This is a genomic window from Streptomyces sp. G7(2002), from assembly GCF_028870195.1.
Taxonomy (GTDB): Bacteria; Actinomycetota; Actinomycetes; order Streptomycetales; family Streptomycetaceae; genus Streptomyces; species Streptomyces nigrescens.
Window position 1 is genome coordinate 5163529 of the sequence record NZ_CP102609.1, and the last position, 24542, is coordinate 5188070.

At 68.0% G+C, this 24542-nt stretch carries 18 protein-coding genes, 2 tRNA genes and 5 pseudogenes; 14 read left to right on the plus strand and 11 right to left on the minus strand.

All coding sequences use genetic code 11. The features are described 5' to 3' along the window. Positions 1-23: 23 nt before the first annotated feature. Positions 24-263 carry a hypothetical protein gene (locus NUT86_RS21800; protein ID WP_159487258.1) on the minus strand — a complete coding sequence of 80 codons (240 nt, stop codon included), beginning with the start codon at positions 261-263 and terminating at the stop codon, positions 24-26. A gap of 376 nt (positions 264-639) precedes the next feature. Further along, positions 640-2094: a serine hydrolase domain-containing protein gene (locus NUT86_RS21805; protein ID WP_274737177.1), complete on the minus strand. Its 1455-nt coding sequence runs from the start codon at positions 2092-2094 to the stop codon at positions 640-642. A gap of 140 nt (positions 2095-2234) precedes the next feature. Between NUT86_RS21805 and NUT86_RS21810 the strand changes: the two genes are divergently transcribed. Next, complete coding sequence (locus tag NUT86_RS21810) at positions 2235-2978, plus strand: TetR/AcrR family transcriptional regulator (protein WP_018089813.1); 744 nt, start codon at positions 2235-2237, stop codon at positions 2976-2978. Between the two features lie 165 nt (positions 2979-3143). Continuing rightward, complete coding sequence (locus NUT86_RS21815; RefSeq protein WP_262039552.1) at positions 3144-4793, plus strand: long-chain fatty acid--CoA ligase; 1650 nt, start codon at positions 3144-3146, stop codon at positions 4791-4793. A gap of 42 nt (positions 4794-4835) precedes the next feature. On the opposite strand, the gene NUT86_RS21820 is transcribed toward NUT86_RS21815, so the two are convergent. Continuing rightward, a complete protein-coding gene (locus tag NUT86_RS21820) occupies positions 4836-9152 on the minus strand; it encodes a PAS domain-containing protein (protein WP_274737181.1) in 4317 nt (1438 codons plus the stop codon). A gap of 193 nt (positions 9153-9345) precedes the next feature. Then, positions 9346-10167, minus strand: coding sequence for an SSI family serine proteinase inhibitor (locus NUT86_RS40465; RefSeq protein ID WP_342456253.1), 822 nt, complete (start codon positions 10165-10167; stop codon positions 9346-9348). Positions 10168-10406: 239 nt separating this feature from the next. On the opposite strand from NUT86_RS40465, the gene NUT86_RS21830 reads away from it, so the two are divergent. The 3 genes from NUT86_RS21830 (at position 10407) to NUT86_RS21840 (ending at position 11595) form a co-directional block, all read left to right on the plus strand. After that, positions 10407-10497 (plus strand) — tRNA-Ser (locus NUT86_RS21830). 610 nt (positions 10498-11107) lie between these two features. Next, positions 11108-11389 carry a hypothetical protein gene (locus NUT86_RS21835; protein ID WP_274737183.1) on the plus strand — a complete coding sequence of 94 codons (282 nt, stop codon included), beginning with the start codon at positions 11108-11110 and terminating at the stop codon, positions 11387-11389. A gap of 133 nt (positions 11390-11522) precedes the next feature. Beyond that, positions 11523-11595, plus strand: a tRNA-Arg gene (locus NUT86_RS21840). Positions 11596-11673: 78 nt separating this feature from the next. Here the strand turns inward: NUT86_RS21840 and NUT86_RS21845 are convergent. Beyond that, positions 11674-12364 (minus strand): annotated as a pseudogene (locus tag NUT86_RS21845) (site-specific integrase); the annotation flags it as partial. Here NUT86_RS21845 and NUT86_RS21850 point away from each other — a divergent pair. From NUT86_RS21850 to NUT86_RS21870, 5 genes and pseudogenes are all read left to right on the plus strand, one after another. Continuing rightward, a pseudogene (locus NUT86_RS21850) lies at positions 12362-12475 on the plus strand (NUDIX hydrolase); the annotation flags it as partial. The pseudogenes NUT86_RS21845 and NUT86_RS21850 sit on opposite strands and share 3 nt — an antisense overlap. A gap of 886 nt (positions 12476-13361) precedes the next feature. After that, a complete protein-coding gene (locus NUT86_RS21855) occupies positions 13362-14381 on the plus strand; it encodes an HNH endonuclease (protein ID WP_274737186.1) in 1020 nt (339 codons plus the stop codon). 146 nt (positions 14382-14527) lie between these two features. Next, the gene (locus tag NUT86_RS21860; RefSeq protein ID WP_274737189.1) at positions 14528-15706 is read left to right on the plus strand and encodes a DNA cytosine methyltransferase; all 1179 of its coding nucleotides are present in this window, start codon (positions 14528-14530) and stop codon (positions 15704-15706) included. Positions 15707-15773: 67 nt separating this feature from the next. After that, the gene (locus NUT86_RS21865) at positions 15774-17849 is read left to right on the plus strand and encodes an AAA family ATPase (protein ID WP_274737190.1); all 2076 of its coding nucleotides are present in this window, start codon (positions 15774-15776) and stop codon (positions 17847-17849) included. Then, on the plus strand, positions 17846-18724 hold the full coding sequence (locus NUT86_RS21870) for an HNH endonuclease (RefSeq protein WP_274737193.1): 879 nt from the start codon (positions 17846-17848) through the stop codon (positions 18722-18724). Before NUT86_RS21865 ends, NUT86_RS21870 begins: the two co-directional genes overlap by 4 nt. Positions 18725-18951: 227 nt before the next feature. On the opposite strand, the gene NUT86_RS21875 is transcribed toward NUT86_RS21870, so the two are convergent. The 4 genes from NUT86_RS21875 to NUT86_RS21890 form a co-directional block, all read right to left on the minus strand. Further along, a complete protein-coding gene (locus tag NUT86_RS21875; protein ID WP_446750776.1) occupies positions 18952-19236 on the minus strand; it encodes a hypothetical protein in 285 nt (94 codons plus the stop codon). 59 nt (positions 19237-19295) lie between these two features. Next, on the minus strand, positions 19296-20033 hold the full coding sequence (locus NUT86_RS21880) for a GntR family transcriptional regulator (protein WP_446750830.1): 738 nt from the start codon (positions 20031-20033) through the stop codon (positions 19296-19298). Beyond that, complete coding sequence (locus NUT86_RS21885) at positions 20030-20254, minus strand: hypothetical protein (protein ID WP_274737197.1); 225 nt, start codon at positions 20252-20254, stop codon at positions 20030-20032. The genes NUT86_RS21880 and NUT86_RS21885 overlap by 4 nt, the downstream gene beginning before the upstream one ends. Before the next feature lie 262 nt (positions 20255-20516). Then, on the minus strand, positions 20517-20795 hold the full coding sequence (locus NUT86_RS21890; protein ID WP_274737199.1) for a hypothetical protein: 279 nt from the start codon (positions 20793-20795) through the stop codon (positions 20517-20519). Between the two features lie 78 nt (positions 20796-20873). Here NUT86_RS21890 and NUT86_RS21895 point away from each other — a divergent pair, with 78 nt between their 5' ends. Further along, complete coding sequence (locus tag NUT86_RS21895) at positions 20874-21629, plus strand: GntR family transcriptional regulator (protein ID WP_274737201.1); 756 nt, start codon at positions 20874-20876, stop codon at positions 21627-21629. Between the two features lie 106 nt (positions 21630-21735). Here the strand turns inward: NUT86_RS21895 and NUT86_RS21900 are convergent, their stop codons facing one another. Then, positions 21736-22092 carry a hypothetical protein gene (locus tag NUT86_RS21900; protein ID WP_274737203.1) on the minus strand — a complete coding sequence of 119 codons (357 nt, stop codon included), beginning with the start codon at positions 22090-22092 and terminating at the stop codon, positions 21736-21738. Positions 22093-22344: 252 nt separating this feature from the next. Then, positions 22345-23034 (minus strand): annotated as a pseudogene (locus NUT86_RS40470) (site-specific integrase); the annotation flags it as partial. On the opposite strand from NUT86_RS40470, the pseudogene NUT86_RS21910 reads away from it, so the two are divergent. From NUT86_RS21910 to NUT86_RS21920, 3 genes and pseudogenes are all read left to right on the plus strand, one after another. After that, positions 23032-23145: pseudogene (locus NUT86_RS21910) on the plus strand (NUDIX hydrolase); the annotation flags it as partial. The pseudogenes NUT86_RS40470 and NUT86_RS21910 sit on opposite strands and share 3 nt — an antisense overlap. 56 nt (positions 23146-23201) lie before the next feature. Beyond that, positions 23202-23609 (plus strand): annotated as a pseudogene (locus NUT86_RS21915) (UTRA domain-containing protein); the annotation flags it as partial. A gap of 622 nt (positions 23610-24231) precedes the next feature. After that, the gene (locus NUT86_RS21920; protein ID WP_274737207.1) at positions 24232-24408 is read left to right on the plus strand and encodes a hypothetical protein; all 177 of its coding nucleotides are present in this window, start codon (positions 24232-24234) and stop codon (positions 24406-24408) included. Positions 24409-24542: the final 134 nt, after the last annotated feature.

Sequence of the window (24542 nt, forward strand, 5' to 3'; positions counted from 1 at the left end):
GTCCGGCGGTCAGCGCCGTGGCATCAGATCCCGCCGCCGGCCTGGGTGGCCACCGGCCTTCCGCCACCGGAGATCACGCCGCCGCCCAGCCCGCCGACGGGGTCGAACTGCCCGCCGAACAGCGGGCGGCCGAGGGAGGGGCCGTCGCCGGAGGCCCGGGGGGCCGGTGCGGCGGTGGGCGCCGCCTGAGCGGTGCCGCAGGCGAGGACGCTGACACCGCCCAGGGCGGCAATGACGAGGCAACGACCGAGGTGGGGGCGCATATGACGCTCCTGTCAGGAGAGGAACCGGGAAACCGGATGATCGTCAGCGTGCTGCTCCGTCCGGATACGGCACAAGCAACGTGCCGTAAGGGCCATCCCTCCGGGTGAACGACGGCTGCTCGTGCTTTGACCTGGGAGAACAATTGACCTGGGAGAACGGGGGACGGCTTTCCTGGCGGGGCGGCGGTGCCGGGAATCCGGTGGGGCGGTGGTGCCGGGAATCCGGCGAGGCGGTGGTGCTGGGAATCCGGTGGGGCGGTGGTGCTGGGAATGCGGCGAGGCAGGCGCACTGCCCGAGGTGCGGAGTGCGGGGGTGCGGGGCGCGGGGCGCCCCCAGCCGTTCGCGGCCGTCCGTGTCCCGGGCCGGGGCGGCGGCTCAGCTGGACTTGGCCGTGGCCCGTACCCCGAAGTGCACATACCGGGAGCCGTCCGCCAGGGCGTAGAACACCACCGGTATCCAGCCGTCCTTGTCGTTGCGGCGCCCGGCGAACACCGTCTTCGACGGGGTGTCCGAGACCGGGACGAGGTTCCAGAAGAGCGGCTCGAAGGTGTCCTTCAGGCCGTCGGCGCCCTCGTACTTCATCCGCAGCACCCCCTCCCCGGCGGGCCGGTCGGTGACGGTCATCAGGAAGCCCTCGCGGCGGTAGCTGCCGACGAACAGCGCCGGGTCCATGGCTGGTTCCTCCGTTGCCGGCCCGAACTCCGGCATGCCCACCCCGGCGAGCTCGGCGGTCAGTTCACGGCAGAGCGTCTCGAAGACCTTCGGCGCGGCGGCCCCGCCGTTGGTCAGCAGGGCGACGGCGATCCCTGCCTCCGGGAGGGCGCGCAGATAGGCCAGCTGCCCGAAGGTGCTGCCGTCATGGCCAAATCCGCGCACCCCGTCCCACTCGAACAGGCCCCAGCCCAGGCCCCAATGGGCGCCGAGGTACCACTGGTCGGGCATCTCGACCTCGCGCCGGAGCATCGCCTCGACGGCCTCGGCCGCGAGCACCTGGCTCCCGTCCGGCGTCCTGCCGCCGTCGACGAAGAGCCGGGCGAACCGCGCGACGTCGCCCGCCGTGGCACAGATCCCGCCGTACGGACCCGCCGAGCGGGGCAGCATGTTCCACAACGGGGTGGGGACCGGGTCCTCGCCCGGCTCGCCCATGTGTCCCATCGCCGCACGGAACCGCAGCACCTCCTCGGGCAGCGTCATCGTGTGCGCGAGGCCGAGCGGGACACAGAGCATCTCCTTGAGCGCCTCGTCCCAGGTTTGCCCCGTCACCACCTCGACGATCCGGCCGAGGATGTTGTACGCGGTGCTGGAGTACGACATCGTTGCGCCGGGCGGGTTGGTCAGGCCCACGTCCCTGACGCCCTCCGCATAGCGCGCCAGGCAGTCGTCGCCGCGACCGGTGTCACTCACGAAGTCGCCCTCGATACCGCTGGTGTGGTTGAGCAACTGCCGGGGCGTGACGGTCTTCGTGGCCTCCGCGTCGGCGACGGCGAAGTCCGGCAGGACGTCCGTGACCGGCGCGTCCAGGTCCAGCTTTCCGGCGTGGGCGAGCAGCACCACGAGGGTGGCGGTGTAGCCCTTGCTGATCGAGCCGATCTGGAACACCGAGTCCGGTGTCACCGCCACCCTCGTCCCGGTGTGCAGCACACCGCTCGCGAGTTCGTGAACCGCGCCGTTGGAGACCACGGCCAGGGCGGCGCCCGGCACATGATGCGCCGCCAGGAGCTCGTCGAGCCGCGTCTGCCAGCGGGCGGAGTCGAACGCCGGGACGTCAACTCCCGCACCGCGCAGCGGACTTCCGGCCTTGGCCGCTTCCTGCTTCAGGTACCTGGACATGGGCGTCTCCATGGTTTCGGACGAGGCACGCTCGAACGCTGTGCGTCACTCCGAACACTGTACGGACTTCCGAGCGCTGTGCGCAAGCACGCACGATGTACGACCTGGAGCTAGGGTGTCCGCCGAGGAGAGGAGGCCGGATGCCGGTCGACAAGAAGCAGCCGATCCCGTCGGTGTGGACGCGCCCGCAGCGCCGCAAGCGGGAGCAGCCCGCGCTCAGCCGGAGCCAGATCGTGGCGGAGGCCGTCCGGCTGCTCGACGAGGAGGGCATCGACGCCCTGAGCCTGCGGCGCCTCGGCACCCGTCTGAATGCCGGGGCCACGTCCTTCTACTCCCACGTGACCAACAAGGACGAGCTGATCGAACTGGTCGTGGACGAGGTCTACGGCGAGATCGAGGTGCCGGACGCCGAGGGCCGGGAGGGCTGGCGCGGTGCCGCCGGCGGCTGCGCCGACAGCCTGCGGGCGGCGATGCTGCGGCACCCGTGGATGGCGTCCGTGCTCGGCGGCGTGGGCGCGGCGTACCTCGGGCCGAACATGATGCGGATCTCCGAGGCCATGGTCGGCATGTTCCGCACGGCGGGCTTCCCCGCGGACGAGGCCGATGCCGCCGTGAGCACCCTGACCGCGTACGTCATCGGCATGGCCGTCAGCGAGGCCGCCTGGCTGACGCTGCTCGCCCGCGGCGGCGAGAGCGAACAGGAGTGGATGGAGCGCCTGTTGCCGGCCGCCGAGGAGGCCGCCCAGGGGCACCCCCAATTGCAGGAGCAGTACGCCGCCCTACGGGAAAAGGACCCCCGCGAGACGCGCGACGCCAAATTCGCCTACGGCCTTCAGCGGGTGCTCGACGGGCTGGCCGTCCGTATCGACCGTACGGGCGGATAGCCCGGCGGCAGCCCCCGACCCCGGGACCCGGTCCCGCCCCGGCCCCGCTCAGCCCATATGCGGCCATGAGCGGGCAAGAACACACCTCTGGGGGCGTGACATACCGCGTGGTATGCGTTGACAATCTCAGCACCATTACCCGCCCGTATAAAGCGGAGGCACCCGGTGCTCAGCACGATGCAGGACGTACCGCTCACCGTCTCGCGAATCCTGGCCCACGGGTCGACGGTTCACGGGGAATCGCAGGTCATCACCTGGACCGAGGGGGATCCGCACCGGCGCACCTTCGCCGAGATCGGCCGCCGGGCCGCGCAGCTGGCCCATGCGCTGCGCGACGAGCTGTCCGTGGCCGACGAGGAGCGGGTCGGCACGCTCATGTGGAACAACGCGGAGCACATGGAGGCCTATCTCGCGATCCCCTCCATGGGGGCGGTGCTGCACACGCTCAATCTGCGGCTGCCCGCCGAGCAGCTGGTGTGGATCATCAACCACGCCGAGGACCGGGTCGTGCTCGTCAACGGCACCCTGCTGCCGCTGCTCGCCCCGTTGCTCCCGCAGCTGCCGAAGCTCCGCCACATCGTCGTCGTGGGCCCCGGCGACCTGTCGGTCCTCGGCGGCGCGCAGGCCCGGGTGCACGACTACGAAGCGCTGATCGCCGAACGCCCGGAGAGCTACACCTGGCCGGAGATCGACGAGCGGGAGGCCGCCGCGCTCTGTTACACCTCCGGGACCACCGGCGACCCCAAGGGCGTCCTCTACAGCCACCGCTCGCTCTACCTGCACTCGATGCAGGTCAACACCGCCGAGGCGTTCGCGCTCAGCTCACGCGACCTCACCCTGCCGGTCGTGCCGATGTTCCACGTCAACGCCTGGGGCCTGCCGCACGCCGCCTTCATGGCCGGTGCCTCGCTGCTGATGCCGGACCGCTTCCTGCAGCCCGCGCCGCTCGCCGAGATGATCGAGACCCTGCGCCCCACCATCGGCGCCGCCGTACCCACCATCTGGCAGGGCCTGCTCGCCGAACTGGACGCCAAGCAGCGGGATGTCGCGTGTCTGCACACGGTCGTCATCGGCGGCTCCGCCTGCCCGCCCGCTCTGATGCGCGGCTTCGAGGAGCGGCACGGCATCCGCGTCGTGCACGCCTGGGGCATGACCGAGACCTCCCCGCTCGGCAGCGTCGCCCACCCGCCGGCCGGCGTCAGCGGCGACGAGGAGTGGACCTACCGCGCCACCCAGGGCCGTTTCCCCGCCTCCGTCGAGGCGCGGCTGATCGGCCCCAACGGCGAGCACCTCCCGTGCGACGGCCGGGCCGCGGGCGAGCTGGAGGTCCGCGGCCCGTGGATCGCGGGCGCCTACTACGGCGGCGCACAGGGCGAACCGCTGCGCCCCGAGGACAAGTTCAGCCCCGACGGCTGGCTGCGCACCGGCGACGTCGGCACCATCACCCCGAACGGCTACCTCACGCTGACCGACCGCGCCAAGGACGTCATCAAGTCCGGCGGCGAATGGATCTCCTCGGTCGAGCTGGAGAACCATCTGATGGCGCACCCGCATGTCGCGGAGGCCGCGGTGGTCGCCGTACCGGACGACAAGTGGGGCGAGCGGCCGCTGGCGACGGTGGTGCTCAACCAGGGCGCGACCATCGGCTACGAGGAGCTGAAGGCGTTCCTCGGCGAGCGGATCGCCCGCTGGCAGCTGCCGGAGCGGTGGGCGGTGATCCCGGCGGTGCCCAAGACGAGCGTGGGCAAGTTCGACAAGAAGGTGCTCCGCAAGCAGTACGCGGAGGGCGAGCTGGATGTGACGCTGCTGGCGTAGGACATCCCGTGGTGGGGCCCGGCATCCGGGCTCCACCACGGGTCAGTTGGTGCCGATCTTGGCGAGCAGGTCGACGATCCGGGCCTGCACCTCGGCGCTCGTGGAGCGCTCCGCCAGGAAGAGCACCGTCTCGCCGGCCGCCAGCCGGGGCAGCTGCGCCGGGTCCATGTCGGCGGAGGTGTAGACGACCAGCGGTGTGTGGTCGAGCAGCCCGTTGGCGCGCAGCCAGTCAACGATGCCGGCCCGGCGGCGCCGCACCTGCATCAGATCCATCACGACCAGATTCGGCCGCATCTGCGTCGCGAGGGTGACCGCGTCGGTGTCCCCGCCGGCCCGTGCGACCTGCATCCCCCGCCGCTCCAGCGACATGGTCAGGGCGCCCGCGATGTCGTCGTTCTGCTCGATCAGCAGCACCCGCGCCGGGTGCTGCTCACTGTCGCGCGGGGCCAGCGCCTTGAGGAGCACGGCCGGGTCGGCGCCGTACGCGGCCTCCCGGGTGGCCTGCCCCAGACCGGCGGTGACCAGCACCGGGACCTCGGCCGCGCCCGCCGCCTGGCGCAGCGACTGCAGCGCGGTGCGGGTGATCGGCCCCGTCAGCGGGTCGACGAACAGCGCCGCCGGGTACGCGGCGATCTGGGCGTCCACCTCCTCGCGGGAGTTGACGATCACCGGGCGGTAGCCACGGTCGCTCAGCGCCTGTTGAGTGGCGACATCCGGCGCCGGCCAGACCAGCAGCCGGCGCGGATTGTCCAGCGGCTCCGGCGGCAGCTCGTCGTCCATCGGCATCGGCTGACGGTCCATCACCTCTATGGCGCCGTTCGGGCCGTCCAGCGGCTCGGGGCCCTCGCTGCCCTCGTCGGGCGCGGAGATCGCAAAGGCCCGGCCCTCGCTGGCATCCATCAGATGCGGCTGGGGCTGGGGCGGGGACTGCGGCGGGGCCGGGGCCTGCTGCTTGGGCTGCGGCTGCGGTGCATGGGGGTGCGGACGCGCCTCGCCGGGCGCGGACCCGTCGGCCGTCGCGCGCTGCCCCTCCTGCGGGGGCGCGGCGAGCTTACGGCGGCGGCCCGAACCCGCGGACGTACCGCCGGGCGGGGTGCTGCCGGGCGGCACCGGCGGGCGCTGCTGATCGGCGATCTGCTGGGCGAACGGCACCCCCTGACCGAGCGTCCGCACGCTGAACGCCCGCCCCTGGGAGTGCCCCGCGGCATACCCGTCGTCCTCGGCGGCCGGCGGCAGCGGCTGACGGTGCGCCGCGGCGGCGGGCCGGTCCTGCGGAGGCACGGGCGGCGGGCCCGCGGCCTCTTCGGCGGGGCTGGGGCGGCCCCGCCGACGGCCGGTGGGGGCCTGGGGGCTCTGGGGTTCTTGAGGTGCGACGGGAGCGGGGGACGGCTGCGGCGCGGCGGGCGCCTGGGGTGCACCGGCGTCCGGCGCGGAGACGATCCCGGGCGCCGTGCCGCCGGCCGTGCCCGTCGCCTCGGCCGGTTCGGTGGGCTGCGCCACGAGCCCCTCCGGGCCCGCGACGAAGGTGCCGGACGACTCGGAATCGGCCATCGCGGCCGCCGCGCGCTCCTCGGCCGCGGCCCGTCTGGCCCGCCGTCTGCCGGTCGGCTCGGCGTCCCACTCCCCTTGCGGCGCACCGGAGGTGGCGGCCGCTTCGAGTTCGTACCCCGGCTGCCCGGCGGGCATCGCCGCCGCCTCCGGGCCACCGGCCACCGGCCGACGCGCCCGACGGCGTCCCGTACCGGCGGCCTCCTGCGGACCGGCCGACTGCGCGGGCACCTGGTCGGCGGTCGCGGACAGCGCCGGCACCGACGACTCCGGGGTCCGGTCCGCGGCGGCGGGCGGCAGCGCGAAAGCGGTACGCGGACCGGCGGACTGCTGCGCCCCGGAGGCCGCCGTCGCCCGGTCCCGCTCACCCGGGGCGGTCCGCTCGGGCGCCTCGGCCAGCGCCCGGCGGGCCCGCCGGCCGCCCGTCTGGACGGGGCCGAGACCCTGCGGCCCCGGGGCCGGCGCCTGGCCGGGGGCAGCGGCCTGCCCCGGAACATGCGGCCGGCCCGGAGCCGGAGTCTGCTCCGGAGCCGGGCTCTGACCTGGAATCTGCGGGTTCGCCGGAGCGGGGGCCGACGCGGAGGCCGGCACCGGCCCATTGGCCGACGGCGTCGCGGGCCCCTGCGGACCGGCCGCCGGTCCCCGGCCCTGTGTCCCCGCCGCGGGGACAGGCTGCTGCTCCGGAGCCCCGCTCGCCCCTGAGGGGAGCGCGGGCAGTCCGCCGCCCTCCGAGGCCCCCTGCCGGGCCCGGCGCCGTCCCGTCGGGGGTACGGCCTCGGCCCCCGCCATACCGGGCGGCAGGCCCCTGCCGTCCGTGGCCGGGCCGCCCTGGGTACCGCGTGCGGCGTCACCGTGCTGGGGGTGCGCCCCCTGGGTGCCGCCGTCCACCGCACCCGGGCCCGCCGCACCCTGCGTGCCCTCGCCGGCGGCACCGTGCGGAACACCGGCATCCGGGCCGCCCGGATGCCCGCCCTGCTCCGCGCCCGAGTGCCGCGCCCGCCGCCGGCCGGTCGGCTGGGCCCCGCCCGCCTGATCCGGCACCGCCGCGCCGTGCTCGCCACCACCGCCGCCGAGCGGCTCACCGGACCCGCCGGTACCGCCCCCTCCGCCGTCACCGCCGGAGGGCCCCTCGCCGCCCTCGTGTCCCTCGTCGTCCGGCCCCTGGGCATCGCTGCCCGGGTCCGCCGCGTTGCCCTGGGTGCCGCGCGCACGCGCCGCCGGTACCGGCATCACGGTGGTCTCATTGCCGGTCGGCGCGTCCGCCCCGGCCGTCGCACCGTCCGGGGACGTGCCGTCCGCCGCCACCGGCAGCTCCAGCACATACGAGCTGCCGCCCGCGCCGGGCCCGCCACCGGGCACCTCATGCGTCTGCATCAGCCCGCCGTGCTGCCGCACGATGCCGCGGACGATCGGCTCATGGACCGGGTCGCCGCCACCGAACGGGCCGCGCACCTCGATCCGTACGACATCACCGCGCTTGGCCGCCGCCACCACGATCGTCGAATCGCCGGGGACCGGCCCCGAACGCCCGCCCGCGGCGGCCTCACCGGCCGGCATCCGGCCCGTCGAGTCCACGCCCGCGACATCCGCGATCAGATGCGACAGCGCCTGAGCGATCCGCTCCGCGTCGACCGTCGCCTCTATCGGCGGCGCATGCACCGCGAACTGCGCCCGGCCCGGACCGATCAGCTCGATCGCGCCCTCCACACCCGCCGCGACGACACCGTCCAGCGAAACCTTCGTGCGGTTGAGCTTCTCCTTGCCGGCGTCCAGCCGCTGATAGCTCAGCACGTTGTCCACCAGCGTCGTCATCCGGGCGTGCCCGGCCGCGAGGTGGTGCAGGATCTGGTTCGCCTCGGGCCAGAGCTGGCCCGCCGGGTCGGAAGCGAGCGTGCCCAGCTCGCCCTTCAGCTCCTCCAGCGGCCCGCGCAGCGCCTGGTCGAGGACGGCCAGCAGCTGGGTGTGCCGGGCCGCCAGCGCGTCGAAGGCCCGGCGGTCGGTGAAGGTCATCACCGCGCCGACGAGCTGATCGCCGTCCCGCACCGGCGCCGTCGTCAGATCGACGGACACCGCCCGTCCGTCCTTCGCCCACAGCGCCTGCCCGCGCACCCGGTGCTTGCGCCCCGACTTGAGCGTGTCGGCCAGCGGGGTGTCCTCCCACGGCAGCGGCGAGCCGTCCGCCCGCGAGTGGTGGATCAGCGGATGCAGCTCCTTGCCGCCCAGCTCGCTCGCCCGGAACCCCAGGATCTGCGCCGCGGACGGATTGACGAGCACGACCTTGCCCTCGGCGTCGACCCCGACCACGCCCTCGGCCGCGGCCCGCAGAATCATCTCGGTCTGCCGCTGCTGGCGGGCCAGCTCGGTCTCGGTGTCCAGCGTCCCGGTCAGATCCCGGACGACGAGCATCAGCAGCTCATTGCCCGTATAGCCATTGCGGTGATCGGCATACGCGGCCTCGAAGGCCGACTCGTACGGGGTGCGCCCGTCCTCCAGGTTGGCGCTGGTCACCTCGACCAGCAGCTCGGTCCCGTCCGTACGCCGCGCGACCATCCGCGTCGGCTTCGTCCGGCCCTCTGCCGTCTCCTCGTCCCGGCGCCGCATGGACCCCGGGATGCGCTTGGAGTCGAAGGACGGCAGCAGATCGAGCAGCCCGCGCCCCACCAGGGCCGTGCCCGGCGCCTCGAAGGTCTCCAGCGCGATGGTGTTGGCGTTGACGACCGTGCCGTTGCAGTTGACGAGCAACAGCGCGTCGGGGAGGGCGTCGAGTATGGCTGCGAGGCGAGCAGCGCCTCGGGATGGCCTGCTGCTCACGACGACGCTTCCTCCCTGTTACCGCACCTTGCCGACCCACCGTGGCAGGTCGCTGGAATGGAGTCTACGGGCACTTGCCCGGGACGCGGAGGCGGATGACGAGGAGGTAATGCCACGGCCCTGTGCGACTCACCGCACGCCCGACATGTGCCCCATCGTCCTGACCTGGCCCGCTACTACGGCATGAACCGGGTCATGAACTGGTCGACGGGAGCAGGGGTTCGAAGGTGCTCCAGCGGCTGATCTCACACCCATTGGTGCGTCGGAAATCCGCGTTGACGGGGCGCCCCGCCCAGGTCCCGCTGACATGGGCGGTGGCCGGGCCGCCGTAAATCATCGTGCAGTTCACCCCCTGCGGCACGGGCGCGAAGGGGTCCCGGCCCCACCGCGTCATCCCGTCCAGCTTCTTGCATGCCTTCTTGGCCTGGGGGTGGTTGCCGCGCGCGGGGTGGCAGTACAGCTCGAAGGTGCCATCGGTGGCCGCCGAGCCGGTGCCGCGGACGGTGAGCGTGAGGTGATCGACGGAGGAGAGATCCGGAGCCGGGACGCCCTGGCCGGTCGGTGGGCGGTGGCCGACGGGGACGGGCTGGGTTGCGGGGACGGGCTGCCCGGCGGGGCCGCGCTGGCCGGCCGGGGCGTCGTTGCCTGCGGGGGCGGGCTGTGTGGCGGGGGTGTGGTGGCTTGCCGGGGTGGGCTGTGCGACGGGGGCGTGGCGGCCTGCTGAGCCGGGTTGGGCGGCCGGGGCGTGGTGGCCGACGCCGGTGATGCCGTCCCCGGACCGGACGTGCGGCAGCGGGATCGGGGCGGCCGACGCGGCGGGCGCCGCCAGGGCCAGCGCGGTGGCGGCGGAGAGGACGGACACGGCGGCGAAGGTGGCGGAGGTGGCGGAGAGGCGGGGGACGGCGGTGCTGGCGGAGGTGGCAGCGGTGGCGGAGAGGCGGGCCACGGCCTTGGTGGTGGCGGTGGTGGCGGTGGCGGCCGCGGTGAAGAGGGACGACGTCCGGCGGTACGGCATCACAGGCTCCAGAGGCGAGTGCGGGGCGGTACGCGGTACGTACACGCCGGGGGCGCACGACAACGCAGCCGTCGCGGCCCCGACACCTCTAACGCGCCGCCGCCCCCGACGTTGCGCTGCAGGAACGTCTTTGCCGGGTGGCCCACGCGCCTAGTACCGTAGGGGGCGATTGGTGACAGCCCTTGGGGCTGTGCCATTATCTGGACACGCCACAGCGTGCATGCGCGCGTGGGGTGTGTGGAGGCGTCGCCTAGTCCGGTCTATGGCGCCGCACTGCTAATGCGGTTTGGGGTTTACCCCCCATCGAGGGTTCAAATCCCTCCGCCTCCGCTCCTCTTCGTTCAGGCCCCGGTCTTCACCAGACCGGGGCCTGAACGCTTTTCCGGGCTTCTGCGGGTGTGCGCCATCTGGTCGCTTGCTGGAGGCGGGGCAGCGGTCGGGCGGCTGGGTGGGCGGTGCGGGCGCCCGGTGGTGGCGCGGAGGCCCGGCGGCGGCTGGGTGGTGTGGGCATCCGGTGGCGGGGGCGGCTGGCGGAGCTGCCCGGTGATCCGGCGGCCGGCGCCAGCCCGGTGATCCGGTGGCGGCGCCAGGCCTGGCGTCCTGCCCAAACCTCGGTGTCGGTGCTGCCCGCTCCCACGCCTTCCGCATCCCGTGCCGCCCGGCCCCACGCCCCCCGCATCCCGTGCCGCCCGGCCCGGCCACCCGACCGGCCCCGCCGCGGATCACACCGGTCACACCGCCGGCACCTCCGCCCGGCCACGTCGACGGAGGTGCGCACGCCTGGCGGCCGCCCGAGCGGCGCCGTCCGCCGGCGGACGGCGATGGGCCGGACCGCGCACCGACTGGCCGGGAAGCCCCGAGGGCCATGCCCGCCTCGTCCGGGGGGGGAGGGCATCGCCCTGCACACATCCCAGAGGTCCCCCACCACAAGCCCACGGAAGTGGCGCGCGTCACAGCCGGCGTCGAGCTCGGCATCCTCGAACTCAGCGTCCTCGAAATCGACCGCGACACCCTCCCCACGGAAACCCGCGAGGCCATCGTCGCCACCCACCCGCGCCCCGACTTCAACCGCCGGATCCTCCACGCCGTCCACACCGGCTTGGCCCACCGCCCCCGGATCACGTTCGGCAATGTGAAGGCCGACGCCCTGGACCGCTTCGAAGAGGGCTACACCCGCCCGGACTTCGTCCGGATCATCGAGGACTCCCCCTGGCCCCAGTAGCCCCGAAACCCCCGCCACAAGGGCGTTTCCCCAGGTCAGAGACGCTGCGGGCAATGGATTTCGCCTCACGGCGCAGGTCATGTAATGTTGTTCCCGCAACGCCGACCGGCAAGAAAAACCGCCGGAAAGCCAAGCGCTCGTAGCTTAACGGATAGAGCATCTGACTACGGATCAGAAGGTTGCAGGTTCGAATCCTGCCGAGCGCACAGCAGGTCAAAGCCCCCGCCGGGTAATCCGGACGGGGGCTTTGTCGTGCCGTACAGCAGCGAAGTACAGCAACCGGGTCAGCCGGTACCACCCATCGCCTCAGAGAGCTTGCCCAAGGCCGAGCGGACCTCTTCCTCACTCGCCTCGGCGTAGACCTCCATCGTCATCGCGATCTGCGAGTGCCGCAGGATGCGCTGAGCGACCTTGGGGTGGACGCCGAGGGCGACCAGGAGCGAGCTGCAGGTGTGCCGGGTGTTCCGCAGCGGAATGCCCCGGAGGCCGGCCCGGCGAGCTCGCAGAGCGAACATCCGCGTCAGGTTCCCCGGCTCGATCGGCGTGCCGTACTTCGTCGTGAAGACCAGCCCGTAACTGTCCTGCCAGAGATCACCGGCCGCCTTCCGATCACCGGTCTGCTGAGCGCGCCGCATCCGGAGGGCTTTGAGGCAGAGCGCCGGTAGCGGCAGGAAGTCGTCCGACTCCTCCGTCTTGGTCTCACGGTGGAGGATCTGACGCCCCGCCCGCTGGATCTGGTGGTCCACGTACAGTTCACCTGCCTCGAAGTCGACGGACTTCCAGGTGAGGCCCAGCACCTCCCCGCGTCGGAGCCCGAGGCACAGCACGAGCACCCAAGCAGCCAAGAGGGGATCCTCACGAGTCACCCCGTCCGCGAGGAACTGCCCCAGCTTCGACCGCGGACCACGGCTTGATCCGGCGGCGCCTCGGCTTGGGTACCTTCACCAGGGCGGCGAGGTTCTTCCCGATCTCGAGGTGGCCGAGTCCATGTCCGAGGTCTACGCGGTCCGATTCTTGGATGCCCTGGATGGTGCGGGACCTCACGTGCGGAGCCATGACGGCAAGCGGCTGACGTCGGTGCGATAGAACTTTCTCTACTTCATCAAGGCTCGCTGCGCTCGCTCGGCCGGCGGTCACCGGCGCTCATCGATCACCGCCAACCCGACCGCCGCACACTCCGCCCCAAGCGCATCAACGCCCGCTTACGGCCCACATGCCACCGCCACCACGATCCGGCCTCGGGAGGGGAAAGACCCAACTGCGGTCGGACCTCAACGCCCCGCTTACGGGGCCACGCCGCACCCCTTTCCACCCGGTTGCCTACACCAGTAGGTCGGATCAAACCGAGGGCCGCACAACGCGGCGGCGCCGGCCGGTCGCCGCCGCGCGGCCTCCATGTCTTCGCCACCGGCGCACGTCGCCGCCCATCCGTCGCCACACGCAGCGGCCACATTCCAACACGGGGCACAGGGACTAACGATGGTCCCCAACGGTGCAGGTCAAAGACGCTTTGTGTTACCGAAAGAGGCCGGATCGTGGTGGCGGCGGCACGCGGACCGACGCGACCAGACGCGCGGGCGTTCATGCGGCCCGCTAATCCGCACCGGCCGGACGGCGGACGCTGCCATGGGTGTTGTTTGCTCTCGCCTGAACGAGGCTGCGGTCAGAACGAGCCTCCGGCGGGGGATCGTCCGGCACCGGGATGGAGGGGGCGCCGTTCCCGACTGCGGGCACATTGTGGCGAGCGTGGTGGGTTCCCATCCCGTCCACCATCGACCCAGGCAGAGCCGAGCAGACGCGGCCCATGGCGTCCAGGTCGTTCGTACAGTGGCGCGCTCCACCTGGACGCCATGAACCACGCCCGCTCCACGGTGTGTGGGTCGACGGCGGACGGGATGGGAGCTGGGGAGAGTGGTGGTTAAGGAGAGAGGATGTCTAACGGGTTGTCAGTGGCGACGTCTACCCTTCCGACATGCGCAAAGGTGCGATCAGCCGAGACGGTGTCCTCAAGGCCATAGCCGAGTACGAGGATTGGGGCCGTGACCGGTTCCTGGCCGAGTACGGGTACAAGCCGGCGACGGGGTACCTCCTGATACACGAGGACCAGACGTACGACTCGAAGGCCATTGCCGGGGTGGCCCACAAGTTTGATCAAGGCCGAGCGCTGAGGCCGGATGAGTTGAGCGGCGGAAGGTCGCACGCCGCCAGGTGGCTCGCTCGACTCGGCTTCGTGATCCGTTCGTCGCGAGATCCCGACTGGACGCGCGACGAGATCATCCTTGCCTGCAACGTGGCGATGACCAACGGCTGGAAGCGACTGGAGTACAACGACCCCCGCGTGATCGAGCTGTCCGCACTGCTGCAAACCATGCCGATCCACCCTGAAGAAGTACGTACGGAGCTGTTCCGGAATCCGAACGGCGTGGCTCGCAAGACCGTCGACATCACGTCCCGACACCCGGACTACCGCGGGAAGCCCACGAACGGCAACGCCCTCGACGTCGAAGTCCTGAACGACTTCCTTGCCCGGCCGGCCGACATGGCGAAGGTGGCCCAGCACATCCGGGACGGTCTCACCACAGGTGAATTCCAGGCCCTACCGCCGGAGGCCGAGGAGGAGGACGACTACAGCGCACCTGAGGGCAGGTTGCTGATGCGCCGCCACAAGAGCCGCGAGCGGGACAGAGGGCTGCGCAAGAGAAAGATCGATGCCGTTCTGCGCCAGGGCCGCCACCTCGCCTGTGAGACATGCAGCTTCGACTTCGAGGCGACTTACGGTCCGCGAGGCGCCGGATACATTGAGTGCCATCACGTCGTGCCCTTGCACGAGGCCGGCGAGGGGCGGACCAAGCTCAGCGATCTCTCGTTGATCTGTGCCAACTGCCACCGAATGGTCCACCGCCGTGCACCGTGGCCCACACCCGGAGAGCTTCGAAGCCTCATACAGGAGACAGCGGGCGAGGTTGGGGCGCGACTCCCCTCCCAGGAGTAGTCCCTGTCCAGACCACGGCGCCCAGTGGATCCACGGACCTCGGTCTCACATGCGCCGGGGCGTCCGGTCCACCACGCGATCGCACTGCCCGCGCGGTATCCCACTGCGGCGGACCATTGTCAGTGGGACGTGCGATCATTCCTCTCATGCCTGAACCCACCCCACAAACAACCCCACTGTCCGTAGCCGGCCTTTTCGCAGGGATCGGCGGGGTTGAGCTGGGACTACAGGCAGCAGGGATGCAGACAAAGCTGCTCTGCGAGTGGTGGGAACCAGCACAAGCCGTCCTAGAACACCACTTTCCGGATGTGCCTCTTCACGACGACATTCAGACTCTGCGCGCGCTCCCTGACGTAGATGTCGTGACCGCTGGCTTCCCTTGCACCGATCTCTCGCAGGCCGGGCGAACAGCCGGGATCCACGGGAAAGCCTCCGGAATGATCAAGCATCTATTCGATCTTCTGGAAACTGCGTCGCCTCGCTGGGTGATCATCGAGAATGTTCGAAACATGCTTTCCCTCGATCGGGGAACAGCCATGGAATACCTTGTCACTCAGTTCGAAAGGCTTGGATATGCATGGGCATATCGACTTGTAGACTCTCGTTTCACCGGCGTACCCCAGCGACGCCAGCGGGTAATCCTTGTTGCTTCACAAGTCGCAGATCCTCGAACCGTCCTGTTTGCTGACGATGCCGGCGAGCGCCCCGAAGCCGACTACCGCGAAGATGCCTTTGGCTTCTACTGGACTGAGGGCAACACAGGGCTAGGCTGGGCTCAGGATGCTATCCCAACCCTCAAAGGCGGGTCTGGGCTGGGAATTCCATCAGCACCTGCCATCTGGATTCAGGGTGCCGAAACCGGGCAGGCCATCGTAACGCCATGCATCACAGACGCCGAGGCCCTGCAGGGGTTCCCCCGAGGGTGGACAGAGCCAGCACAGCATCGAGGCCGCGCAAGCCTGCGTTGGAAGCTGGTGGGTAACGCCGTCACCGTTGGTGTGTCTGAATGGCTGGGGCGGCGCCTCGCCCAGCCGGGCCATCCCATCAAAGCGCCCGAGGTGAACTTGCCGGAGGGAGCCAGGTGGCCGACCGCAGCATGGGGTAGCGATGGCGCCCGTAGAGCCGTGGCTGTGAGCTTCTGGCCGGAGAAGCACCCCTATGCCCACCTCCTAGACCTGCTCGACGTACAGTCAGCTGTACCGCTGAGCCTTCGAGCTACCACCGGGTTCCATGACCGGCTCATGCGAAGCCGCCTGCGATACCCAGAGGACTTTGCGTCGGCGCTCAAAGCACACATTGAGCATGCGACGGCGAAGTGTGCATAGGGGCGGGCCAGCGGGCTACTACGGCAAACCACTGCCGGACACCGATCTTGACCGCTAAGGTGTCGCCGTGCCCCATGCCGACCACCTGCATCAGCTCACCAGCATCCTTGAGGCAGTGGATCACTCTGCCCCGAGCGTAAGCAAATATCGCGAGCTTCAGCTTCTTCTGGCCCAGCACACGGATCTCGATCCGCAGCTTATCTACCCAACCTATGCGAGCAAGGCTGGCAATATCAGCGTTCGCAGTGGGCAGTCTAAACGCGCAAAAGACGCCAAGCTCATGGTGTTCGTTGTTAAGCGTGCCGATCAAGACGAAGCGATTCAACGAGCCGCCCGCGAGTTTGCAAATCATGAGCGCAAGCCAGTTCTGATCCTGCAGCAAGATGCTGCTCAACCAGCCTGGCGACCCGCCTACGGGCTAATTCCAGTCGGCGATCAATTCGCGTTCCAGACCATGTCGCATCTTCGAGAGGCATTCGGCCCGTTCAAGGTCGACCGCCATCCGAAGACCGCTGATTCGGAGGGGTCACGCCCGACAAACTCCGAGCGCACAGATCCGCTGCCTTTCGTAGTTCTACCCGACCGAAATTCCCCATTCGAAACGGTCGGGGAATCGCTTGTGTTGATACCCGATTCCTGGGACGACTACGGCTTCAAGACCCTTTACGATCTCTACTATCAAAATAATCTGGGGATCTTTGAGGAGATTGGCCAGGTAAAGATCGCACACGCAAGTCAAGAACACGGTCGCACTCCACTGCCCGAACGATTTACGAAACTAAATCGAGAGTTCTTTTCACTCGGGCAGGATGCCACTTATTACGACCGTCTGAAGGATCGCCGAATTCGAGAAGTCACTCTTTCCTCGCTTCGCGACGTCGCGTATTACGATTCATTGGATTCCGCGGTCATAGAAAACGAAGTGTCCCGCAAGTCACTCTTCCGCCACGTAGATTCCTCAACAGTCGACACGCAGTTTCGTCGGATTGCGCACGGCGGCGTCAAACTTCGAGACTTTGTCTTCCAGTACGCATCTCCGAATTCAGACCCGCAAAGCAACCCACTAGAGCTCAGATTTGAAGTTCTAGCCGAGAGTGAGCCATCTACCAATATTCACGTCGTCATCGGAGGCAATGGCGTAGGCAAAACAACATTGCTCCGGGGAATGTCGCGTGCCCTGGCATCGCCGGCAGGGGTAAGGCGAGAAGATGCGGGAACATTCACCGACCTTGAAGCCGACTGGGAGCCCGGCAGGGACCCGTTCCCGTTCTTCAATGTAATTTTCGTGAGCTTTAGCGCGTTCGATTCATTCTCCGCCATGGTATCGAACGCTGAACCGGAACCTGACACATTGTTTGACACTGGGAGCCCTCGCGTCCCTCTGGCATATATAGGTCTGGGCAGCTCAGAGGAGGAAGGGCACCTAAGAGATACCAGAAACTTGGGAACCACCTTCGTCAACAGCGTTGGCGAGTGCTTGGCGAGAAAGTCCCTGCGAGGCAAGTGGATTCGCGCCGTGCAAGCGCTTGAAGTGGATCCGCTTTTTCGTGATTTGCAGATCTCTACAACCGTTTCCGTTGCTAAGGACGGGGCTGATGAGGATCTCTCCTGGTCTCTTGCGGACGAATTGATGGACCTTTTTAACAATCGCGCAAGCTCAGGGCATAAAATAGTCCTTCTTACCCTTGCACAGCTCATTCGGAACGTTCGTGAACGTTCGCTTGTGCTCTTCGATGAGCCAGAGTCGCATCTCCACCCTCCTTTGCTCGCAGCATATATGCGCGCTCTCTCTGACTTACTGGCCGAAACAAACGGGGCCGCGATTATTGCGACCCACTCTCCTGTGGTACTGCAGGAAGTTCCTCGGAGCTGTGTATGGAAGCTACGTCGCAGCGGCAACGAGTCCGTGGTGGAGCGGCCACAGATCGAAACCTTTGGCGAGAATGTCGGTGTATTGACCCACGAAGTATTCGGTCTTGAGGTTACGCAGTCGGGATACCACGCCGAGCTCCAGCGGGCGGTTGCGGCAGAAGATTCATTCGAAGCGGTGGCAAGCCGGCTCGGGAACCAGCTCGGTAGCGAGGCGCAGGGCATCGTACGGATCCTGATGGCCGTAAAGGCCGCGGGAGGGTCAAAGCAGTGATTCCTCTGCCTCGCCCCTCAGTAACTACGAGAGAGGCCTACTTGGCGTGCCTTGAGATGGTCAGGGACCCCGCCACCAAGGAGGCCTACGAAGCGGCAATCGAGTTCATCGAGCAGGCAGAGTCGCAATTCGAGCAGCACGCTCAAAGACTTGATCTACATCTACTTAACGTTGCCGACTTTAGACCCGAAGGAGTAAATTCTGGAACCCTTCTCAAAATCACATCCAAGGACCTTTCGGAAAAGCTCTACGACGATCGTATGGCCCACCCCAAATCCTCCGGACGTAAGATATACGATCAGATCAAGCTGGCCGCACCGAATGATGCATGCCCTCTTTGCGGGATACGTCGAGTAAGTACACTCGATCACTATCTACCTAAGGCGCATTTTGCGACACTTTCAGTGACCCCGCTGAACTTGATTCCCGCCTGCTCTGAATGCAATAAAGTTAAGCTCGACGTTGCGCCTACAAGAAAAGAAGAACAAACCCTTTTCCCCTATTTTGAGGATGTCTCAGAGGCGCAGTGGATCCAGTGCAGCGTAATCGCCGAAAAACCTGCCATCCTACGATTCACGGTGAGTGAACCCGCGCACTGCTCCAGAGTTCTCATCAATAGGGTGCGGCACCACTTCGAGGTTTTCAAGCTCGGCGAACTGTACTCACACCACGCCAACAACGATTTGGCGAGTATTCGATGGCTCCTTCGTAAACTATTTGATCAGTTAGGTGATCAAGGCGTTAGAACTTACCTCCGGGATCACGCTGAGAGTGCACGCAAAGTTGGTATCAATAGTTGGAAGGTTGCGATGTACGAAGCTCTCGCAGAGAGCGAGTGGTACTGCACTGGTGGATTTGACGCACAGGCCATCTGAGCGTCGTCCATAGTGATTCGCGGGTCTGTGGACCATTCGTGGACAGGTTACGTACGAACGATCCACTACAGCTACGTGACCAGGCGGGACGCCATGACTACACGAGGCCTCCGGAGTCGTGTGCGCACTTCGTACCTTGGTGGCCCGCTGGCTGCTGAGAAATTCAGGATCGAACGGCAGCGGAGCCTCGATTCCTGGGGGCTCCCCTGCCGTTCGATGTGTCGCTGTTAGCCGAAGGCCGCCGCTGGCAGTTGAGGGCCCTCGTCGCCTCCATCGCACGCGTGAGGATCCGCTACCGGCAGACGGTGGCCGCGGCTGATCGCTACACGACGCACGTCACGCAGGGCTTCAGTCATGTCCATCGCCAGGAGCCGGACCTCGTTCGACTCCGCCTCCCCGTCGCCGAGTACTTCGAGCGCGTGCTCCAGGAGTTCGTCTGCCATTTCCAGCTGCACCGCTTCGATGGTGTCAGCCAGGCGGGACAGGTAGCCGCCGCTGTCCTCGGTGCTCAAATAGCAGGGGTTGCCCTCGGGTCCTGACCACGGGAGGAGCCGCAGCTCATTGTGGGGCGTCATCCTTCGCTTGTCCTCTCGTCGGTCATGTGGTGGGTGGTGAAGAATGCGTCGGCACGGCCGCCAGGAAGCACCAGGAGCGCCGCCTCAACCACGCGTCCCGTGCTGTCGGCGGCCACCCGTGTGATCGCGAGCACTGCCAGTGCCGGGCTGATGCGAAGGGTCGCCACTTCTTCTGGTGTTGGAGGGCGGGCGCTGACTCGTTCCCGGACCTCGGCCAGTGGCGGGCGGAGCTCTGCCAGCTTCGCCTCGACGCTCTTGCAGCAGTGCGACTCGACAGGAACGTCGGTCGGCGACAGGTCGCGAGGGACATAGATGCGAGCGAGGCTGTGCGGCGACTTCCCCTCGTGGCTGAGGCAGAGGAATTCGGTGAGTGGGCTGCTTACCGGCACCCCCAGCAGGCCGGCCAGTTGGCCGTGCGCCTGGAGGTTGGTGGTGCGGACGCTGACGCGTAACGCCGACTCGGCCGCGGACGGCATCCAGGGACCACCCCCGACGTACGTGATTCTGCGGAGGGGGTGCCGGACGAAGTTGCCCTTGCCGTGGATCTTCTCGACGACCCCTTCACCTTGGAGGACCGAGAGCGCGCTCCGCAGCGTCGCCGTGCTGACCCCGTAGCGGGAAGCGAGCTGCGCCTCGGAAGGGAGACATGCGCCGGCCTTGATCCGGCCGGTCGAGATCTTGTTCCGAATGTCATCGGCAATGACGTGACGGCGAGAAGTCACGGACGGCATCACCACCTTCTCAGCGTGCGTAGGGCGACAAGCCGAGAGCGGGCGTGCATGGTGAGCAGTTCGCCCGACTCGAAGCACAGACGCTTCGCTCCGCCGGGAAGCTGGAGCAGGTTGGTGACACGACACGAATGGCCACCGATCTGGATGATGTCGCCGCGCTGCACGCTGGCAGAAGTGATCTCGACAGGGGCGGCCGGTGCACTACCCGGCGCCCAGCCCCTCACTGAGATCCGTCCTTTCGGTCACCGCAGGAGGCCACTGTGTGGCAGGCGCAACTGCACGCCTCGTAGACGATGGGAACGCCGATCGGTGCAGCCGCGGGCGAGGAATGCGCGCACTCACTGTGCCTACCGATCCGGCAGGAACTCGATTGATAGGTAACGGCCTTCGGGTTGGTCACGCAGTGCTTCTGACGAGGAGGCATCAAAGGGCCTCCGCCGTCGCGGGCCAGTTGTGGCGGATACGGTTGAACATGCTGATCAGCTCCTATCGCTGACGGCCAGGCCCCCGGACATCGCCCGTCGCGGGGGCCGCTCTGCGTACGGCGGCCCATAAGGTGCGGCCGTTCAAGCTGTTGGCGAGGAGCCCGAATCGGTCGGCCTCCGCCACTACTTCCAAGACCTCCCGCCATGACTCGGCGGAGAGCTCTTCCGGTACCTCCGCTTCGATCGAGGTGACTACGTGGTGGTGCTCCACGCGCGGGGTGAGGCCGGCGGCGGATAGCCGGGCTGCAATGCCTTCGGCTCTTGGGTCCGAAGCAGGCACAGGGCAGCCTCCGTCACTGGCGGTCACTTGGAGTGAAGCTAGTTAACTAGATTAGAGCTAGTGGACTAGATTTTCCATATGCCTGAGCAGCCGCCGTATCTCCGCATCGCTGACGAGCTCCGGCGACGGATCGCGGAGCAGGAGTGGACGCCGGGAGACCGGCTCCCCTCACGTGCCCAGATCGCCGAGGAATGCGGCGTCGGCGAGAACGTGGTTCGTCGCGCTCAAGAGCTACTGATCTCTCAGGGAGCGCTGGAAGGTCGCGCCGGATCCGGCACGTACGTCGCCGCCCCTCGTCAGCGTGTACGCGTGGTCCGCTCCTCGGCGCGCGAGCATCCTGACGGTTCCCCGTTCCGCTCGGACATGAAGGCCGCAGGCAAGTTGGGGGATTGGGAGAGCCGGACCGAGGCGAAGGTGCCGGCGCCGGCCGAGATCTCGTCGCGCCTCGGTATCGCCGAGGGTGATCTGTGCGTCCGTACCGTGTACGAGTTCCTCGCCGACGGCAAGCCTGTGCAGCTGTCGACGAGCTGGGAGCCGTACGACCTCACCGCCGGCACCGTCGTCGTCCTCCCCGAGGGAGGGCCGCACGCAGGTGCGGGCGTGGTGAACCGCATGGCCGAGATCGGCATCAGGGTCAGCCACTCAGTGGAGCAGCCGGAGCCGCGGCAAGCGAACGCAGAGGAGGCATCGCTCCTCGGGATCCAGAAGGGCGGCTTCGTCACTCACATTCGACGGACGTACTACAGCGACCAGGGGCGGCCGGTGGAGACGGCGGACATCGTGGTTCCCGCCGCCCTGTCCGAGATCGTCTACGAGATTCCCATCAATCGGTAGTGAGGCCGGGCCCAGCTCAGGGGCATACCCCCAAGCGACGCCGGGGCAGCATGGCAGTCTCAGTAGAAGCCGAGAGCCATAGCAGCCGTGATCCCGGTATGGAGCCTTAGCAGGCGCCTGATGGCGGCGGGCCCGGTTGCCGGACGCCGGTGCACGCCACCAGCGTGCCGCCGTCCTGGTCGAGGAATAGCGTGAAGATCCACGACCCGTCAGTAGCCCGGATCTGACCCAGCCGGACCGGTCCGCCGTATCGGTTGAGTTGCACGGCCTGCTCAAGGCCGGACGTCTCGATGCTCTTCCGGAGGGTGTGTCTGAGCCGGCGCCCATAAACTCTGGCGAGTGACTCGGCAGGCATCGCGCCATCCCAGACAACGTAAGAAGCGCTGGCGCGGAGAGTGGCCAGAGCGGCCACCGAGGTCTCGTCGTCGCCGCTCAGCAACTGTTCGAGTCGTTCGCGTTGCACGCTCTCACCCCTAGCCCCGATCGTGCTGTACAGCAACGAAGTACACAACCCCAGCAACCACCAGCACCCAGCACCGGTTGCCATGCTCCTCCCCGCAGCCTGTATGACCCCCAATGGCCGATCTCTCCAGAGCTACGGATCAGAAGGTTGCAGGTTCGAATCCTGCCGAGCGCACAGCAGGTCAAAGCCCCCGCCGGGTAATCCGGACGGGGGCTTTGTCGTGCCGTACAGCAGCGAAGTACAGCAACCGGGTCAGCCGGTACCACCCATCGCCTCAGAAAGCTTGCCCAAGGCCGAGCGGACCTCTTCCTCACTCGCCTCGGCGTAGACCTCCATCGTCATCGCGATCTGCGAGTGCCGCAGGATGCGCTGAGCGACCTTGGGGTGGACGCCGAGGGCGACCAGGAGCGAGCTGCAGGTGTGCCGGGTGTTCCGCAGCGGAATGACCCGGAGGCCGGCCCGGCGAGCTCACAGAGCGAACATCCGCGTCAGGTTCCCCGGCTCGATCGGCGTGCCGTACTTCGTCGTGAAGACCAGCCCGTAACTGTCCTGCCAGAGATCACCGGCCGCCTTCCGATCACCGGTCTGCTGAGCGCGCCGCATCCGGAGGGCTTTGAGGCAGAGCGCCGGTAGCCGCAGGAAGTCGTCCGACTCCTCCGTCTTGGGCTCACGGTGGAGGATCTGACGCCCCGCCCGCTGGATCTGGTGGTCCACGTACAGTTCACCTGCCTCGAAGTCGATCGACTTCCAGGTGAGGCCCAGCACCTCCCCGCGTCGGAGCCCGAGGCACAGCACGAGCACCCAAGCAGCCAAGAGGGGATCCTCACGAGTCACCCCGTCCGCGAGGAACTGCCCCGCTTCGACCGCGGACCACGGCTTGATCCGGCGGCGCCTCGGCTTGGGTACCTTCACCAGGGCGGCGAGGTTCTTCCCGATCTCGAGGTGGCCGAGTCCATGTCCGAGGTCTACGCGGTCCGATTCTTGGATGCCCTGGATGGTGCGGGACCTCACGTGCGGAGCCATGACGGCAAGCGGCTGACGTCGGTGCGATAGAACTTTCTCTACTTCATCAAGGCTCGCTGCGCTCGCTACCCGCCGCCGGGGTAGGGGCTGAGATCGCGTCGCGCCTCGGTATCGGCGAGGGCGACCTGTGCGTCCGCACCGTGTACGAGTTCCTCGCCGACGGCAAGCCGATGCAGCTGTCGACGAGCTGGGAGCCGTACGACCTCACGGCCGGCACCGTCGTCGTCCTCCCGGAGGGTGGGCCGCACGCCGGGGTGGGCGTGGTGAATCGCATGGCCGAGATCGGCATCACGGTCAGCCACGCTGTGGAGCAGCCGGAGCCGCGGCAAGCGAACGCCGAGGAGGCGTCGGTCCTCGGCATTCAGAAGGGCAGCCTGGTCACGCACATCCGGCGGACGTACTACAGCGACCAGGGGAGGCCTGTGGAGACAGCGGACATCGTCGTCCCCGCCGCTCTGTGCGAAATCGTCTACGAGATTCCCATCAGTCGTTAGTGGGGCCGGGCACTCGCAGCGGCGATGTTGTCGCACGGCTAGCGCGCCAGAAGGGCACCAGTTGCAGCGGAGAACCGCGCTCAACGGCGGTTCGATCCGAGGGTTCGCGGCAGCGCACCGACGGACCGTTCTGTCTGGTCAGCGCACGTAAGTGAGGCAAACCGGCGGTAATTCCCAGCTCATGTCGTTGCTGCCTGGACTCAAGGTATGTTGCGCATCATGTCCGACGACCCACCCCTCTGTCCTGAGTGCGATCAGCCCTTGAAGGCTGGAGGCTTCGTCCTCTCCGGCCGGGAAGACGGTGGCCCGCGAGCCTGCCGCATGCTGTGGCGGTGCTCTGGCGGGCACGTTTGGTGGAAGTGGGCCGACCGTCCCGGCGACCCTCTGGAGCATTGCCCCCACCCGCAGCTGTTCCAGTCCTGACAACTAAGGCTGACATCAACGACGCCGCACATCCGCATATCCCTGAGTGACCCGGCACAGCACGAAGCCCCAGGTGCACGGTGCGGCAGGGAGCCAGCGGGCGAACTTGTAAAGCGGCGGTCAGCCACGCGTCCCGGTTCCAAGTAGCTGGCTCCGTCCACAGGGACCGGCCCGGTGCCCCGTCGGAAAGCTTGCCAGCATGCCTGATGACATTGTTTTGCGCCTCGACCGCGCCAGCGCCGAGGATCTCCACGAGGTGCTGTGGCTTGTAGGTGAGCACATCGCAGCCGGCGTTCCTATCCCGGAGCTGCCCAGTGAGGCAAACGAACGGCTGGGGCGAGTGATTAGCTCGTTGCGCGACTCGCTGGACAAGTGATGGTCCTGTTGGCGCCCTTGTGAGATGCGCCGTACAGCAGCGAAGTACAGCAACTCCAGCAACCGCCAGCCCCGAGCATCGGTCGCCATGCTCCTCCCCACAGCCTGTATGGCCTTCAATGACCGATCTCTTCA